Source organism: Roseateles agri (genome assembly GCF_034043675.1).
GTDB lineage: Bacteria > Pseudomonadota > Gammaproteobacteria > Burkholderiales > Burkholderiaceae_C > KK5.
The window spans coordinates 70848-86498 of record NZ_JAXCLA010000002.1; the positions used below are offsets into that span (position 1 = coordinate 70848).

Annotated in this window: 12 protein-coding genes; 10 read left to right on the plus strand and 2 right to left on the minus strand. The window is 69.6% G+C overall.

Going from position 1 to position 15651, the window contains the following annotated elements:
* Nucleotides 1–78 precede the first annotated feature (78 nt).
* The 6 genes from SNE35_RS04525 (at nucleotide 79) to SNE35_RS04550 (ending at nucleotide 9071) form a co-directional block, all read left to right on the plus strand.
* The gene (locus SNE35_RS04525) at nucleotides 79–1938 is read left to right on the plus strand and encodes a patatin-like phospholipase family protein (RefSeq protein ID WP_320421672.1); all 1860 of its coding nucleotides are present in this window, start codon (nucleotides 79–81) and stop codon (nucleotides 1936–1938) included.
* Nucleotides 1902–5849: a non-ribosomal peptide synthetase gene (locus SNE35_RS04530; RefSeq protein ID WP_320421673.1), complete on the plus strand. Its 3948-nt coding sequence runs from the start codon at nucleotides 1902–1904 to the stop codon at nucleotides 5847–5849. Before SNE35_RS04525 ends, SNE35_RS04530 begins: the two co-directional genes overlap by 37 nt.
* A 154-nt stretch (nucleotides 5850–6003) precedes the next feature.
* A complete protein-coding gene (locus SNE35_RS04535; RefSeq protein WP_320421674.1) occupies nucleotides 6004–6681 on the plus strand; it encodes a TVP38/TMEM64 family protein in 678 nt (225 codons plus the stop codon).
* Nucleotides 6682–6766: 85 nt separating this feature from the next.
* The gene (locus SNE35_RS04540; RefSeq protein ID WP_320421675.1) at nucleotides 6767–7252 is read left to right on the plus strand and encodes a DUF7482 domain-containing protein; all 486 of its coding nucleotides are present in this window, start codon (nucleotides 6767–6769) and stop codon (nucleotides 7250–7252) included.
* A 75-nt stretch (nucleotides 7253–7327) separates the two neighbouring features.
* Nucleotides 7328–8257 carry a MurR/RpiR family transcriptional regulator gene (locus SNE35_RS04545; protein WP_320421676.1) on the plus strand — a complete coding sequence of 310 codons (930 nt, stop codon included), beginning with the start codon at nucleotides 7328–7330 and terminating at the stop codon, nucleotides 8255–8257.
* Between the two features lie 139 nt (nucleotides 8258–8396).
* Entirely contained in the window at nucleotides 8397–9071 is a 675-nt protein-coding gene (locus SNE35_RS04550) for a PEP-CTERM sorting domain-containing protein (protein ID WP_320421677.1), read from the plus strand.
* A 45-nt stretch (nucleotides 9072–9116) separates the two neighbouring features.
* Here the strand turns inward: SNE35_RS04550 and SNE35_RS04555 are convergent, their stop codons facing one another.
* Nucleotides 9117–9890 carry an HAD-IIA family hydrolase gene (locus SNE35_RS04555; RefSeq protein WP_320421678.1) on the minus strand — a complete coding sequence of 258 codons (774 nt, stop codon included), beginning with the start codon at nucleotides 9888–9890 and terminating at the stop codon, nucleotides 9117–9119.
* Between the two features lie 121 nt (nucleotides 9891–10011).
* On the opposite strand from SNE35_RS04555, the gene SNE35_RS04560 reads away from it, so the two are divergent.
* Genes SNE35_RS04560 through phnD form a run of 3 tightly spaced genes read left to right on the plus strand, consistent with a single transcriptional unit; the run spans nucleotide 10012 to nucleotide 13822 of the window.
* Nucleotides 10012–10599: a PEP-CTERM sorting domain-containing protein gene (locus tag SNE35_RS04560; RefSeq protein ID WP_320421679.1), complete on the plus strand. Its 588-nt coding sequence runs from the start codon at nucleotides 10012–10014 to the stop codon at nucleotides 10597–10599.
* Nucleotides 10600–10640: 41 nt separating this feature from the next.
* Nucleotides 10641–12824, plus strand: coding sequence for a phosphocholine-specific phospholipase C (locus tag SNE35_RS04565; RefSeq protein WP_320421680.1), 2184 nt, complete (start codon nucleotides 10641–10643; stop codon nucleotides 12822–12824).
* A 29-nt stretch (nucleotides 12825–12853) separates the two neighbouring features.
* A complete protein-coding gene (gene phnD, locus SNE35_RS04570) occupies nucleotides 12854–13822 on the plus strand; it encodes a phosphonate ABC transporter substrate-binding protein (RefSeq protein ID WP_320421681.1) in 969 nt (322 codons plus the stop codon).
* 2 nt (nucleotides 13823–13824) lie between these two features.
* On the opposite strand, the gene SNE35_RS04575 is transcribed toward phnD, so the two are convergent.
* The gene (locus SNE35_RS04575; protein ID WP_320421682.1) at nucleotides 13825–14595 is read right to left on the minus strand and encodes an SDR family NAD(P)-dependent oxidoreductase; all 771 of its coding nucleotides are present in this window, start codon (nucleotides 14593–14595) and stop codon (nucleotides 13825–13827) included.
* A 107-nt stretch (nucleotides 14596–14702) separates the two neighbouring features.
* Between SNE35_RS04575 and SNE35_RS04580 the strand changes: the two genes are divergently transcribed.
* Nucleotides 14703–15644: a LysR substrate-binding domain-containing protein gene (locus SNE35_RS04580; RefSeq protein ID WP_320421683.1), complete on the plus strand. Its 942-nt coding sequence runs from the start codon at nucleotides 14703–14705 to the stop codon at nucleotides 15642–15644.
* The last annotated feature ends 7 nt before the right edge of the window (nucleotides 15645–15651 follow it).

Below are 15651 nucleotides of genomic sequence, written 5' to 3' on the forward strand. Positions count from 1 at the left end.
CTCAATTGAGCGGAAGTCGCTGATTCAAGGGTATTTTCTTACCCCCCTAATTCAACTTAGTCCCCGTAGACTCCGCGCATGGATCCCAACCAGCACCGCATTCGCGCGCGAATGGTCGAGGCCCTGCACGGCAGCGCCGTCTTCGGTTCACTCGCCGATGGCGTGATCGCCGAGCTGGCCGACGCCGTGCAATGGCGGCGGGTCGAAAGCGGCGAAACCGTTTTCAGCGAAGGCGACCGGGCCGACAGCACGATCTTCGTCATCAGCGGCGGGCTGCGCGTTTCCCGCCGCGGGCGCGACGGCAAGCTGCTGGTCTACAACCAGATCCAGCCCGGCCAGAGCATCGGCGAGATGGCGATGATCCTGCAGCAGCCGCGCTCGCAGGACGTCACCGCGGTGCGCGACTCCACCCTGGCCCAGCTCGACCGCAGCGCCTTCGAGGCCCTGCTGACGCGCCATCCGGTCGAGCTGAACCGCGTCTTCCTGAAGGCCGTGCACGATCAGTTCCGTGTCGGCAGCGAGGTGCAGGAGAAGTACCTGGCGCAGACGATCGCCATCGTGCCGCTGGACGCCAAGGCCGGCGCCGATACCTTGACGCCCTCGCTGGTCGCCGCCCTGAGCGAGCTGGCCGGCCGCGGCGGGCAGCGGGTGGGCCACCTGCGCGGCGGCTCGCCGGAGGCGCTGCGCCTGATGCAGGGCGACTCGATCGACGGCGGCGTGGACATCGGCGATGGTGGCCGCGAGCGCCTCGAGGAAAGCTACGAGGTGCTGGTCTTCGAGGCCGGCATTGCCGACGACGCCTGGGCCCGCTTCGCGATCCGGCAGGCCGACCAGGTGGTCTTCGTCAGCTCGGCCGATCGCTCGCCGGCGCTGACGCCACTGGAGCGCCAGTTCCAGGCCGTGCCCGGCTACGCCCTCAAGCGCAAGCACCTGGTGCTGATGCACGCGGCGAACGCGTCGCGGCCGACATCGCCGCTGCCCTGGATCGAGGGCCGCGACCTGGAGCGCATCTACTCGCTGCGCTCGGGCCTGCGTGCCGACGCCGAACACCTCGCGCGCTTCCTCACCGGCAATGCCGTCGGCGTCGTGCTGGGCGGCGGCGGCGCGCGCGGCTTCGCGCACCTGGGCGTGCTGCGGGCGCTGTCGGAATCCGGCGTGCCGGTGGACCTGATCGGCGGCAACAGCATGGGCGCGCTGATCGGCGCGCAGCTCGCCTGCGGCCACTCGCTGGAGCAGATCCTCGAGCAGACCCGGCGTTTCGCCAAGGGCGGCGAACGCCTCACCGTGCCGCTGGTCTCCATCGTCGCGGGCCGCCGCGTCGAGCGCGACCTGCAGCGCATGTTCGGCGACCTGATGATCGAGCAGCTCTGGCGGCCCTACTTCGCCGCGGCCTGCAACCTCACCCGCGGCTGCACCACCGTGCAGGCGCAGGGCCCGCTGTGGCGCGCCGTGCTCGCCAGCAACTCGCCGGCCGGCCTGTTCCCGCCGGTCGTCATCGACGGCGAGCTGATGGTGGACGGCGCCATCCTGGAGAACGTCCCGGTGCAGCCGATGCGACTGCGCCTGGGCACGCCGCTGGAACGCCGGCGCGGCAACGGCACGATCATCGCGGTGGACGTGGACGTACCCGAGAACCTGCGCGCCCACCCTAGCCTCACCCGCGTCACGCCGATGAGCACGCTCAAGCGCAAGTTCATCGCCAGCGCGCCCGCTTCGCCGAGCATCGCCGGCATCCTCTACAGCGCCGGCCACGTCGGCAGCTTGAACCAGCGGCCGCGCACGATCGCGCAGGCCGATCACTACCTCGAACCTCCCGTTGGCAACTTTCCTTTAATGGCCTATCAGAACGGCGCAGAGATCGCCGCAGTCGGCTACCGCTATGCGATGGAGAAGATCGCGTCATGGGACAAGCAACTGAAAATGGTGCCGGCGTCCTGACCCCAGGGGCGCTGGAGCTGGCGGCTGACGCCGCACTGCCGCTGGCGATGAGCCAGCGCGAGGTCTGGCTCGACCACTGCGCCTGGCCCGGCAGCGCGCACCTGAACATCGGCGGCGGCTGCTTCCTCGTCGGCCCGCTCGACCTGGGCTTGTTCCGCCGCGCATTGCGCGATCTGGTGGCCGAATGCGAGGCGCTGCGCCTGGTGCCGCAGCCCGACGGCACGCAGCGCCTGCTGGCGCAGTACGAGCCCCCGCTGGAGGAAGCCGACCTCAGCCACGCCCCCGACCCACGCCGCGCAATGCGCGACTGGGGCTCGCGCCGCATCCGTGCCGAGTACACCTTGGGCACGACCCCGCCCTGGCGCTTCGCGCTGCTGACGGCCGGTCCCGAGCTGCACGGCGTGACCATCCTGTTCCACCACACGATCATGGACGGCTGGGGCACGACCCTGGTGCTGCGACGCTGGGCCGAGCACTACAACGCGCTGCTCGCTGGCACGGCGCCACCGGCGCGCGGGGCCGACTACCTGCAGTTCGTCACCGACACGCAGAAGTACCAGGCGGGCCCCGGCTACCAGCGCGACGCCGATTACTGGCTGAAGCAGCTCGGACCCACGCCGCCCGACTCCGTCACCGAGCGCCGCCACCACGCCGCCGCTGCCCATGGCCTGCCGCCGGCACACCTGATCAGCCACGGCATGGAGCGCGCGCGCTACGCGCGGCTCAGCGCCTCCGCCACCGCGCGGGGGCTGACGCCCTTCGTCTGCTTCCTGGCCGGCCTGGCGTTGTACCTGTCGCGCAGCTCCGGCCGGCAGGACCTGCTGATCGGCGTGCCCTGCCTGAACCGGCTGGGCCAGCGCTTCAAGCAGACGCTGGGCATGTTCGTCGGCGTGATGCCACTGCGCATCACGGTCGGCGCCGACATGAGCGCCAGCGAGTTGCTGGCCCATGTCGCCCACCAGCTGCAGGAAGGCCTGCGCCATTCCCGCTACCCGCTGAGCGAGCTGGGCCGCCAGCTGCAGCTGATGCGCCTGGGCCGCGACAGCCTGCTCGAAGTGATGATCTCCTTCGAGCGCCAGGACTACGACCTGCATTACGGCGAGGCCCGGCTGACCGACCCCTACCAGCTCTTCAACGGCTGGGCCCGCTACCCGCTGGCCATCACCGTCTGCGAATTCGCCGCCGACGACGCCGAGCTGGCCCGCGATCCGGCGCTGGTGATCGAGGCCAGCGCCGCCTGCTTCACGCTGGACGAGACGGCCATGCTGGCGCACCGCCTGTGGTGGACCGCGCAGCAGCTGATCGACGGGTCGGCCGAGCGAGCACTGGCCGACATCGTCGTGATGCCGCCCGCCGAGGCCGCCGCGCTGGTGAACGGCCTGCACAAGGACCTGGCCCAGATCGCCTCGCCGCAAACCTACATCGAGCAGTTCGAGCAGCAGGCCGCGCTGCGCCCGCATGCGCCGGCTCTGATCTGGGACGAGGGCGAGCTGAGCTATGCCGAGCTGAACCAGCGCGCCGACCGCGTCGCCATCGCGCTGCACGCGGCCGGAGCCGGGCCGGAGCGCATCGTCGCCGCGGCGCTGCCGCGATCGCCGGAGCTGGTCGTGGCGCTGCTGGCCATCGCCAAGGCCGGTGCCGCCTTCCTGCCGATGAATCCGGAGACGCCGCCCGCGCGGCTGCGCGAGATCCTGCAGGACAGCGGCGCGCTGGCACTGATGCTGCCGCTGCACAGCGACGCGGCGCTGAACGAGCTGCATCCGCTCACCCTGCGCGTGCGGCCCGTGCTGATGCCGGCCGAGACGCCGTCGACGACCGGCGCCAGCGCCGCGCCGGTGGCCGAGCCCGCCTGGCGCCGCGCGGCGCCGCACGAGTTGGCCTACGTGCTCTACACCTCCGGTTCCACCGGCGGGCCCAAGGGCGTGCTGATGCCGCATGCGAGCCTGTCGCGGCGGCTGGCCTGGCTCGCGCGCACCTGGGGCATTGACTCGCGCGACCGCGCCGCGCAGACCACGCAGCCCAGCTTCGACCCTGCGCTGATCGAGCTGCTGCTGCCGCTGACCGTCGGCGCCAGCGTCGCGTTGCCGCCCGCCGGCCGGCTGCATCCGCGCCGCCTGGCTGAGTTCATCCTGCGCCACGGCGCCACCTTCTGCGCGCTGGTGCCGTCCACGCTGTCGGGCCTGCTCAGCGGCATCCAGAGCCGCGAGGGGCGCGAGAGCCTGAAGCTGCGGGTCTGCTGCTGCGGCGGCGAGGTGCTGCCCGCCGAGCTGGCGAACCGCTTCATCGCCGAGACCGGCGCGCGGCTCTACAACGTCTACGGCCCGACCGAAGCCGCCATCTTCGCCACCGCCTGGCCCTGCGCCAGCAACAGCCCCACCGATGCCGCGCTGCCGCTCGGCCGCCCGATCGACGACACACGCATCTACGTGCTCGACGAGGCGCTGCGCCCGCAGCCCTTCGGCGTCGGCGGCGAGATCTACATCGGCGGCGGCGCGCTGGCGCGCGGCTACCTGGGCCGCCCGGAGCTGGACCGCGATGCCTTCGTCGCCGATCCTTTCGTGCCCGGCGCGCGCATGTACCGCAGCGGCGACCGCGGCTGGCTCGATGCCCAGGGCCTCTTGCACTTCGCCGGCCGCGCCGACCGCCAGATCAAGCTGCGCGGCTACCGGATCGAGCCGGGCGACATCGAACTCGCCTGCCTGGCCGTGCCGGGCGTCGAGCAGGCCTTCGTGCGCAAGGTGGAGCGCAACGGCGCGCCGCGCCTGCACGCCTGGGTGGCCGCCAGCCGCTCGCTGACGCAGGCGACCCTGCTGACCGCGCTACACCAGCGCCTGCCCGACTACATGGTGCCCGCCGGTGTCACCGTGCTGCCCGATCTGCCGCTGACCGCCACCGGCAAGATCGACGCCCGCGCGCTGCCCGAGCCGCTGGCGATGAGCCTGGTCGCGCCGCCCTCGCGCGCGGTGCTGAGCACCCTGGAGCAGCAGCTGCGCGAACTCTGGCAGCAAGCGCTGGGCCGGCCCGAGATCGGTCCGCACGATAACTTCTTCGACCTCGGCGGCGACTCTCTGGCGGCGCTGGAGATCCTCGGCACGATGGAGCAGAAGCTGGGCCGCAGCCTCTCGCTGCAGCTCGTCACCCAGCACCCGACGATCGAGGAAATGGCCCGGGCGCTCGGCCACCCCGAGCCGCTGCCCGGCATGATCCAGGCGCTCGGTTCCGGCAGCGCCACCACGCCGCTGTACATCTGCGCCTCCGGCTATGGCGACGTGATGCGCTTCCAGACCCTGGCGCGCGCGCTGCACGGCCTGCTCGACGTCCACATGCTGCAGCCCGCGCGCGACCACGCCGCGCGTACGCCGCGCGAGCTGGCCGAGCGCTATGCCGACTGCATCGCCTCGCGCGGCCTGCCGCCCGGCTGGCTGGCCGGCTTCTCGGTCGGCGGCATCGCCGCGCTGGAGACCAGCCGCGTGCTGCAGGAGCGCGGCCAGGGGCCGCTGGGCCTGCTGCTGCTGGACACGATCCACCCCGACGCCGTGCTGGGCGGCACCAGCTCCTGGCGCACGCTCGGCTGGCTGGTCCACCGCCTGCACGTCGAAGACCTCAGCATGAACGGCCGGCGCCTCGGCGCCATGTTCAGCGACCCCGGCCTGGTCGCGCAGGTGATGGCGCTGCGCGGCTACCGCTGTGCGGGTGTCACCGGGCCGACCCTGCTGGTCAAGTCCAGCGGGCTGGACGGCTGGGGCGGCCTCTTCTTCCGCACCTGGCACCGGCTGCTGCCGCAGCTGAAGACCACCGAGGTGCGCGGCCTGCACGGTTCGATCTTCGAGGCCGCACGCGTCGGCGAACTGGCCCGCGCGATCCAGCAATTCACCTTGGCACGGGCCGTCATCAGCGGTGAGAAGTCATGAGCCCCTCGCCCAGTCTCGCCCCGCTGAACGCGGGCAAGCCTGGTCGGCCCCCCGAGGGGGCGGCGATGCTTGCGGCATCGAGCCGCAAGCACATCGCCATCGCGGGCCGGCTTGGGGCGGCCCGGCGCTCGGCCCGAAATGCCGAATGCGGGCAATGAAGAAAAGTTTCGCCGAGCCGCGCCTGATCGGCCTGGGCCTGCTGATCGCGCTGCTGCTGGGCCTCTCCGCCGCGTGGCAATGGTCGCCGCTGCGCGAATACCTGACGCCCGAGCGGCTGATCGACACCCTGCGGGGCATGGGCGACGCGATCGGTCCCTGGGGCGCCGTCGTGGCGCTGGCGCTCGCGCTGACGGTGGCCGTGCCGCTGGGCCTGCTGATACTGGTCAGCCAGCTCGCGCTCGGCCCCTGGGTCGGCAGTGCCTGCGTGCTGGCCGGCGCGCTGCTGTCGGCGCTGGCGAGCCAGATGATCGGCCGCCAGCTCGGCCACGCGGTGCTGCTGCGCATGGCCGGCCCCAAGATCGTGAAGGTCAGCGAGAGCCTGGAACGCCGCGGCCTGGTGGCGGTGATCGCGCTGCGCCTGGTGCCGGCACTGCCCTTCGCCATCGTCAACATGATCGCCGGCAGCACCCACCTGCGCCGGCGCGACATGCTGCTCGGCTCCGCCCTCGGCATGCTGCCCGGCATCGTGCTGATCGCCGTTTTCACCGACCGGATACTTGACGCGTTGCAGAACCCCGGGCCGGAGCGCTACCTGCTGATCGGGCTGATCGCGGCGCTGGTGATCGTCGGCAGCTGGGCGCTGAAACGCTGGCTGGGCGCGCAGGCGCGCTGAACTTCCGCCGCTGCGAACCACCCACGCGACTTTCGGTACTCACGTCAGAATCGTGCGCATCGACACCCATGCCCGGAGGCTTCCCATGCAAGTCCGCTCAAGCGCCCTCGCCCTGATCTACCTGCTGGCTTCGGCCGCCACGGCCGCCGAGATCACGCTGCCGCTGAAGGAGGCCTGGTACGAAGGCAAGCAGGTGCACTACATCAGCACCGATGTCTCCGACCAGAACCTCGCCCGCAAGCAGGGCCTGAACTACGTGCCCGCGCTGGCCGATGCGCTGAAGGCCGGCCCGGTCGAGAAGGCCTACAAGTTCCCGGGCGAAGAGCAGGGCTCGGTGCTGCCCTCGATCCCGCAGCCGGTGGGTGCCGAGAACACCGACCGCAACTACCACCCGCTGTGGGTGCTGGTGATGGTGCGCTGGAAGCCCGGCGTTGCGCAGCACGTGCTCAAGTCCGAGGAGGCGGTGCTGGCTGCCGAGGAAAAAGGCGAGGTCGAGCTGACGCGCACGAAGATCGTCGTCAACTGGCCCGTCGTGCGTGTCGAAGGCACCGCCTTGCCGGGCGTCCGCTGAGCCCTTCAGGTGTCAAATCGCTGCGCTACAGTCGCGGCGCAATTACCCTCCCCCGACACTTCTCCCTAGCGCGACATGGCCCAGCGTCCCACCGGATCCTCTCCCGCCCGCCCGAACCGCCGCTCCGCGAGCAAGAAGACGCCAGCGGTCGCGGCAATCTCGGTGTCCGCCGTGCTGGCGCGGCTGCGCACCTTGCGGCCCACGCTCGGGCCAGCGGTCCAGCGCATCGCCGACTTCATCGTCGAGCATCCGCAGGAGGTGGTGCACATGTCGGTCAGCGAGGTGGCCGAGCGCACCGGTGCCAGCGAGGGCAGCGTCGTGGGCCTGTGCAAGAGCGTCGGCGCCACCGGTTTCCAGCAGCTGAAGATCGTGCTCGCGCAGGAGATCGTGCAGCCGGTGCAGCTGATCCACGAGGACCTGGAGGAGAAGGATCCGGTCGCCGACGTGATGGCCAAGATCTTCCACAGCAATGTGCAGACGCTGGAGGACACGCAGTCCACGCTCAGCGCCGCGAGCGTGGAGAAGGCCGTCAAGCTGATCCGTGCGGCCAAGCGCATCGAGATCTATGGCATCGGCAGCGCCGCGCCGATCGCCGAGGATGCGCACTACCGGATGCTGCGCATCGGGCTCAACGCCAAGTCGGTGCTGGACTCGCACGTGCAGGTCATCAGCGCCGCGCTGACCGGGCCGGACGTCGTCGTCATCACCGTGACGCACTCGGGCAGCACGCACGAGACCGTGACGGCGACGCGGCTGGCCAAGGAGGCCGGCGCCAAGACGATCTGCATCACCAACTTCGGGCGCTCGCCGATCCAGCAGTACGCCGACGTGCTGCTGCTGACGATGGCCCGCGAGACGCAGTTCCGCACCGAGGCGATGACGAGCCGGCTGGCGCAGCTGGCGATCATCGACGTGCTGATCGCCTGCCTCGCGCTGGCGGACTACAGCCGCGCGGTGAAGACCATCCGCAAGACCTTCGACGTGCTCTCGCTCAAACGTTATTGATCCATTACTTTTGATATTCGCTCAATCCATAGAGCGAACGGACTGAACAAACTTCACCTCCCTGTCACGCGCCGGGCCTAGTCTGGGGCTACCGCGGCATTCGTCCCTGCCGCGGACCATCCCCACCTGGAGTGACACCATGAAGACCCCGTTCCTCGCCCTGGCCCTCGCCGCATCGGCCTTGCTCTCCTCCCAAGCCAACGCCACGGTCTACGCCGGCGTGAACTTCCCGGCCGGCTCGATCTCGTTCGCCGACGAGTTCGTCTCGCGCTCGTATCCGACGGCCGCTCAAGCCCCGGACCAGTACAACAACCACCCCGAAGCCAGCCTCGGCGTGCCGAACTACGTCTCCGGCGGCGGCTGCACCGCCAAGACCCAGCCTTGCACCTTCATGTCGCTGGGCAACGGCGGCAGCGCCATCTGGCGCTTCACCGACAACGTGCTGGTGCCGGACGGCACTTCGAACTACGACCTGGCCGTGTTCGAAGTGGGCCCCTCGGTCGAACCGATGTACGTGGCCGTCAGCAAGGACGGCGTGAACTGGTCCAACGTCGGTGCGCTGGGCGGCTCGACCTCGGCCGTCGACCTCGACTCCTACGGCTTCACCGCGGCCGACCACTTCTCGTATGTGCGCCTGACGGACGCGAACCCGAACCACCTGACGACCGGCGGCGGCTCCTCGGGCGCCGACATCGACGCCATCGGCGCGATCTCCACGCTGCCCGTGGCCGCCGTGCCGGAACCCGCCACCGTCGCGCTGATGCTGGCCGGCCTGGTCGGCATCGGCTTCAGCGCTCGCCGCAAGGCACGCTGATGCGTGGGCCGCGCTGCGGCCCTGCCTTCAAGGTAGACGCAGCATTCAGGGCAGGCGCAGCAGCGCGGCCGGCGTGAGGGCGCGGGCCTGCGGGTCGCGCCCCAGCAGCAGGAAGCGCATGCCCAGCCGGGCGGCGCCCAGGGCATCGGTCAGCGGGTTGTCGCCGATCACCAGCGTGTCCGCAGCCCGGGCGCCCAGCCGGCGCAGGCCTTCTTCAAAGAGGCCGCCCTCGGGCTTGCCGATGACATGGGCCGGCTCGATGCCGGCGCACGCGGCCAGCGCGCGCATCAGCGCGCCGGTCTCGGGCACCACCGCGCCGTGCGGTGCCGGATGAGTGAGGTCCGGATTGGTGACGACCAGGCGCGCACCCAGGCGCAAGTCGTTGGCCGCGGCGGAGAGGGTCGCGTAGTCGAAGCGTTCGTCACGAGCGAGCACGACGAAATGCGGCGATGCCTCGACCAGGTGGCAGCCCAGCGCCTGCGCATGGCGCCGCAGGGCCGCGCTGGCGAGCAGTCGGATGCGCGCGCCGGGATGCTGCTCGGCCATGAAGCGCAGGGTCTGTTCGCCGGCCAGCACGAGGCGTTCGGCCGACAGCGGCAGGCCGCGTGCGCGCAGCGCACGGGCGAGTGCCTCAGCGGTATGCGTCGAGTTGTTGGACACGACCACATAGCGCCCGGCCAGCAGTTCGAGCAGTTCGATGGCGCCGTCCAGCGGCTCGCTCTGCGAGTGCACCAGCGTGCCGTCGAGGTCGATCAGGAAGTGCTGCGCCTGCCGCCAGTGCAGCGGCGCGAGAGGGAGATCGGCAAGGAGTGCGCTCATGGCGCCGATCGTAGATTGAATTTAGTTCAAATGTTTTGACAAATATTCGTGAATTCATTTCACGCACCTGTCACTTGGCGTTCCTAGCATGGACGCATCCATCCCAACGAGGTGATCTGCAATGAACAAGCTTTTCTTCGCCGCGGCGCTGGGCGCCGCACTGACCATCGGCGCATCGGCGGCGCAGGCCTCCACCGTGCTGAACTTCGACGACATCGGTGCCGGCGGCGCCGTGCCGGCGAACTACGGCGGCCTCGACTGGTCGGCCGGTGGCTGGTCCTACTACGCCGGCGACAACGCGCCCTACACGCCGCACTCGGGCGATTTCCGCGCCGCGCTCGGTTGGTATGACGACAGCGAGGCCGCCGCCGGCCAGGCCAGCAGCGCCGTGCGCTTCAACACGCCCAGCGTATTCGACGGCGCCTGGTTCTCCGGCCTGCAGGGCGCGACCGTCAGCGTCGACCTCTACCTGAACGGCAGCAAGGTCTGGAGCTCCAGCACCCTGGACCCGAGCGCGACGCCCAGCTTCCTGTCCAGCGGCTACGCCGGCCTGGTGGACCAGGTGGTGTTCCGCGGCCCGGCGCTGTACGCCGCCACGATGGACGACTTCACCTTCACCGCCGCCGTGCCCGAGCCCGCCGAGTACGCGCTGCTGGCCGCCGGCCTCGGCGTCGTGAGCTTCGTCGCGCGCCGCCGTCGCCAGCGCTGAGCAAGCGCTCACCCCAGATTTCCCCGATCCAGGAGATTCCCATGACCCAGCAAGACCGCCGCAGCTTCCTGCGCAACCTCGCCACCACCGCCGCCGCCGGTGCCGCCACCAGCGCGATGCCACCCGCCATCGCCCGCGCATTGGCCACCAAGGCGTTCAACGCCACCGGCACGATCCAGGACATCCAGCACGTCGTGATCCTGATGCAGGAGAACCGCGGCTTCGACCACTACTTCGGCACGATGCGCGGCGTCCGCGGCTTCGGCGACCGCTTCCCGATCCCGCTGGAAAGCGGCAAGCCCGTCTGGTTCCAGTCCGACGGCACCAAGGAGATCCCGCCGTACCACCTCGACAGCACGAAGAACAACGCGCTGCTGATGCCGGACACGCCGCACTCGTTCTCCGACATGCAGGCCGCCTGGAACCAGGGCAAGATGGGCTTCTGGCCCAAGTACAAGACCCAGTATTCGATGGGCCACTACGAGCGCGCCGACGTGCCCTTCCAGTTCGCGCTGGCCGAGGCCTTCACGCTCTGCGACGCCTACCACTGCTCCGTCACCACCGGCACCGACCCGAACCGCATCGTCTTCTGGTCGGGCAGCAACTTCGATCCGAAGCTCGGCGCCCAGGGCATCAACTGCCAGTCCGACAACAGCGAGCCGAACAACCTGCGCTGCTGGCCCAACCCGTCGAACTGGGTGCCCAACGCCTGGCCGCAGACCTACGTCTACCCGGGCAGCTCGTTCACCTGGGACACGATCCCCGACGTGCTGCAGCGCTCCGGCGTGAGCTGGCGCTTCTACCAGAACATGAACGACAACTGGACGGGCGCGATGAACGGCTGCCTGGCCTTCGCCAGCTTCCGCACCGCCCAGCCGGGCTCGCCGATCTACGTGAACGGCATGACCGATCGCAGCCTGGACGACCTGAAGAAGGACGTGCAGAACAACACGCTGGCCCAGGTGTCCTGGATCATTACCACCTCGTCCAACTCCGAGCACCCGGGCGCCAGCTCCAGCCCGACGCACGGCGGCTACTACATCTCCCAGATCCTGGACGCGCTGACCTCCAACCCGGACGTCTGGAGCAAGACCGCCTTCTTCATCACCTATGACGAGAACGACGGCCTCTTCGACCACCTGCCCGCCCCTGCGCTGCCCTCGTACAAGGCCGACGGCACGCTGGCCGGCAAGTCCACGACCAGCCTGGCGGGCGAGTACTTCTACGACCCCAAGCGCAGCTACCTGAACGCCGCCGACACCATCAGCGGCACCACCCGCCCCTGGGGCATGGGCCCGCGCGTGCCGATGTATGTGATCTCGCCGTGGAGCAAGGGCGGCTGGGTCAACTCGCAGGTCTTCGACCACACCTCGATGGCGATGTTCCTCGAGAAGCGCTTCGGCATCACGATCAACACGATCAGCCCCTGGCACCGCGCCGTGGCCGGCGACCTGACGAGCTGCTTCGACTTCGTCAACCCGAATGACCCGACCCTGCCCACGCTGCCGGACCAGAGCAACTACGGCCTGTCCGACGCGCACCAGCGCTCGCTGCCGGCCGCCACCGCACCGGCGACGCCGCAGCCGCTGTTCCAGGAGACGGGCACCCGCTTCTCGCGCGCCCTGCCCTACGAGCTGCACGTGACCAGCCAGATCACGCCCAACACCGTGACGCTGGGCGGCACGCAGGTCTCGCTGGTGTTCGCCAACACCGGCGCCAAGGCCGCCGTGTTCCACGTCTACGACCGGCTGAACCTGGCACAGATTCCGCGCCGCTACACGGTGGAGCCGGGCAAGCAGCTGAGCGATGTCTGGACGCCCGCCACCAGCGGCGCCTACGACCTGTGGGTGCTGGGCCCGAACGGCTTCCACCGCCATTTCATCGGCAACGCCAAGCGCGTGGCCGCGGCGGCCCAGCCCAACCCGGAGATCAGCATCAGCTACAGCCCCGCGGCCGAGCAGCTCAGCATCACGCTGGGCAACACCGGCGCGACGCCTTGCAACTTCACGATCACGCCCAACGCCTACAGCAGTGCGGCACCGCTGAACGTGAGCGTCGCGCCGCACGGCCAGAGCAAGATCGACATCGCGCTGCACGACACGGGCCGCTGGTACGACTTCAACGTGACCGTCGCCGGCGCGCCGGAGTACCTGCGCCGCATCGCCGGCCGCGTCGAGAACGGCCAGCCCTCGGTCAGCGACCCGGCGATGGGCATCGCGCGCTGATCCCATTCCACCGCCTCCAGGAGCACGACATGATCCGTCGCCACACCCTCGCCCTGCTGACCGGCCTGCTGGGCCTCGTCTCGACGGTGGCCCACGCACAGACCCGGGAAATCAGCTTCGGCTTCATTTCCACGGAGTCCTCGGGCAACCTCAGGACGGCCTGGCAGCCGCTGCTGCAGGACATGGAGAAGGCGACGGGTCTCACCGTCAAATCCTTCTTCGCCACCGACTACGCCGGCATCATCGAAGCGATGCGCTTCAACAAGATCCAGGTCGCCTGGATGGGCAACAAGTCGGCGATGGAGGCGGTGGACCGCTCCAACGGCGAGGTCTTCGCCAAGACCGTGGGCAAGGACGGCACCGAGGGCTACTACTCGCTGCTGATCGTGCACAAGGACAGCCCGCTGAAGTCGCTGGACGACGTGCTGCGCCAGCACGCCGCCCTGTCGCTGGGCTTCGGCGACCCGAACTCCACCAGCGGCACAGCCGTGCCGGGCCTGTTCGCCTTCGGCCAGAACAAGCTCGACCCGCTGCGCGACTTCAAGCGCACGATCCGCGCCAGCCATGAGGCCAACCTGCTGGCCATCGTGAACCGCCAGGTCGACGTGGCCACCAACAACACCGAGAACACCAGCCGCTTCGAGAAGACCCATCCCGAAGAGGCGAAGGTGGTGCGCGAGATCTGGCGCTCGCCGCTGATCCCGAGCGATCCGCTGGTGTGGCGCAAGGACCTGGACGCCGTGACGAAGAAGCAGATCCGCGACTTTCTCGTGGCCTATGGCCGCGACGCCCGTGAGAAGGCCATCCTGGCCAACATCGAGTACAGCGCCATCCGCCCGTCCAGCGACGCGCAGCTGGTGCCGATCCGCCAGATCGAGCTGGCCCGCGAGCGCGCCCGCGTCGAGACGGACTCGACGCTGGACGCCGAGGAGAAGACCCGCAAGCTCAAGGAGCTGGACAGCCGTCTCGCCGAGCTCAGCCGCGCCTCGCAGGGCTGAGTTCAGACCTGTGCCATGCCGCCATCGACGAACAATTCAATGCCGGTGACGAAGGAAGCATCGTCCGAGGCCAGGAACACCGCGGCCTTGGCGATGTCCTCCGGCTGCCCGATGCGGCCGATGGGCACCTGCGCCGTCAGGTAGTCCAGCAGGCCCTGCTGGTTCGCTGCGTCCGGCCCGGCAAGATCGACCAGGCCCGGCGTGTGGATCGGGCCCGGCGACAGCGTGTTGACGCGGATGGCGCGGCCCTTGAGGTCCAGCGCCCAGCTGCGCACCAGGTTGCGCACGGCGGCCTTGGTGGCGCTGTAGATGCTGAAGTTCGCCGTGCCCATGATGCTGGTCGTCGAGCCCGCGAGGATCACCGACGCGCCACTCGATGCCTTGTCCAGCAGCGGCAAGGCCTTCTGCACCGTGAACACCACGCCCTTGACGTTGCGGTTGAAGGTGTCGTCGAAGTGCTCCTCGGTGATCGCACCGAGCGGCAGCATCGAGCCGCCGCCGGCATTCGCGTACAGCACGTCGATGCGGCCGTGACGGGCCTGGATCGTGTCGTAGAGGCGGTCGAGGTCCGTCAGGCGGGACGAGTCGGCCTGCACGCCGGTGGCATTCGGCCCGATGGCCGCCACGGCGGCGTCCAGCTCGGCCTGGCGGCGGCCGGTGATGTAGACGAACGCGCCTTCCGACGCGAAGGCCTTGGCGGCCGCGAGACCGATGCCCGTGCTGCCGCCGGTGACGACCGCGACCTTGCCTGCGAGTTTGTTGCTGTTGCCCATGTCTTTGCTCCGTTGATGAAAGGGTGAGCGAAGCTTAAAAAATTCATGGGAATGAATAAATATTCATTCCACTGCTTCTTATTTCATGCTGGTGAATAATCGGGGCGATGGACCAACTGCTTGCCCTGCGCGTGTTCGTGCGCATCGCCGAGACCGGCGCCTTCTCCCGCGCCGCGGACTCGATGAACATTCCGCGGCCGACCGTCACCAAGCTGGTCCAGGACCTCGAGCGGCACCTGGGCGCCAAGCTGCTGCAGCGGACGACGCGCAGGGTCAGCGTGACGCCGGAAGGCGCCGCCTACTACGAGCGCGCCACCCGGCTGATCGCCGAGCTGGAGGACATGGACGAGAGCACGATGCAGGCGCGCGCCCAGCCGCGCGGCCGCATCCGCGTGGACATCGGCTCGGTGCTGGCGAACATGATCCTGCTGCCCGCCCTGCCGGGCTTTCGCGCGCGCTACCCGGAGCTGCAGGTGGACCTGGGTGTCAGCGATCGCCCGCTGGACCTGATCGGTGAGGGCGTCGACTGCGTGATCCGCGGCGGCGAACTGGCCGACACCTCGCTGGTGGCGCGGCGCATCGCGGAGCTGGACTGGGTCACCTGCGCGAGCCCCGTGTACCTGGGCGCCCGGGGAACGCCGAAGCACCCGCTGGACCTGCTCCCCGGTGAGCCCAAGCCGGGCGACAAGGCCCGCGTGCCGGGCCATGCCATCGCCGGCTATTTCTCCTCGCTCACCGGCCGGGCCTTCCCGCTGGAGTTCCACAAGGCGGGCGAACGACTGCTGGTGCCAGGACAGTCGGACGTGGCCGTCAACGAGAGCACGGCCCACCTGAGCACGCTGCTGGCCGGCCTGGGCATCGGGCAGACCTTCAAGTTCGCGGTGGCGCCCCATCTGGCCAGCGGCCGGCTGCGCACCGTGCTCGACGACTGGACGCGGCCGCGCCATCCGCTGCACTTGGTCTATCCCAGCAATCGGCACCTGAGTGCGAAGGTGCGGGCCTTCGCGGACTGGGTCGCGGAGGTGTTCGCGCCCTTCGACGACCGTTGAGCAGCCG

Bases quoted from the DNA above. Each gene is read 5' to 3' on its own strand.
- SNE35_RS04525 (WP_320421672.1), top strand. From the start codon at position 79: ATGGATCCCAACCAGCACCGCATTCGCGCGCGAATGGTCGAGGCCCTG.
- SNE35_RS04530 (WP_320421673.1), top strand. From the start codon at position 1,902: ATGGGACAAGCAACTGAAAATGGTGCCGGCGTCCTGACCCCAGGGGCG.
- SNE35_RS04535 (WP_320421674.1), top strand. From the start codon at position 6,004: ATGAAGAAAAGTTTCGCCGAGCCGCGCCTGATCGGCCTGGGCCTGCTG.
- SNE35_RS04540 (WP_320421675.1), top strand. From the start codon at position 6,767: ATGCAAGTCCGCTCAAGCGCCCTCGCCCTGATCTACCTGCTGGCTTCG.
- SNE35_RS04545 (WP_320421676.1), top strand. From the start codon at position 7,328: ATGGCCCAGCGTCCCACCGGATCCTCTCCCGCCCGCCCGAACCGCCGC.
- SNE35_RS04550 (WP_320421677.1), top strand. From the start codon at position 8,397: ATGAAGACCCCGTTCCTCGCCCTGGCCCTCGCCGCATCGGCCTTGCTC.
- SNE35_RS04555 (WP_320421678.1), bottom strand. From the start codon at position 9,890: ATGAGCGCACTCCTTGCCGATCTCCCTCTCGCGCCGCTGCACTGGCGG.
- SNE35_RS04560 (WP_320421679.1), top strand. From the start codon at position 10,012: ATGAACAAGCTTTTCTTCGCCGCGGCGCTGGGCGCCGCACTGACCATC.
- SNE35_RS04565 (WP_320421680.1), top strand. From the start codon at position 10,641: ATGACCCAGCAAGACCGCCGCAGCTTCCTGCGCAACCTCGCCACCACC.
- phnD (WP_320421681.1), top strand. From the start codon at position 12,854: ATGATCCGTCGCCACACCCTCGCCCTGCTGACCGGCCTGCTGGGCCTC.
- SNE35_RS04575 (WP_320421682.1), bottom strand. From the start codon at position 14,595: ATGGGCAACAGCAACAAACTCGCAGGCAAGGTCGCGGTCGTCACCGGC.
- SNE35_RS04580 (WP_320421683.1), top strand. From the start codon at position 14,703: ATGGACCAACTGCTTGCCCTGCGCGTGTTCGTGCGCATCGCCGAGACC.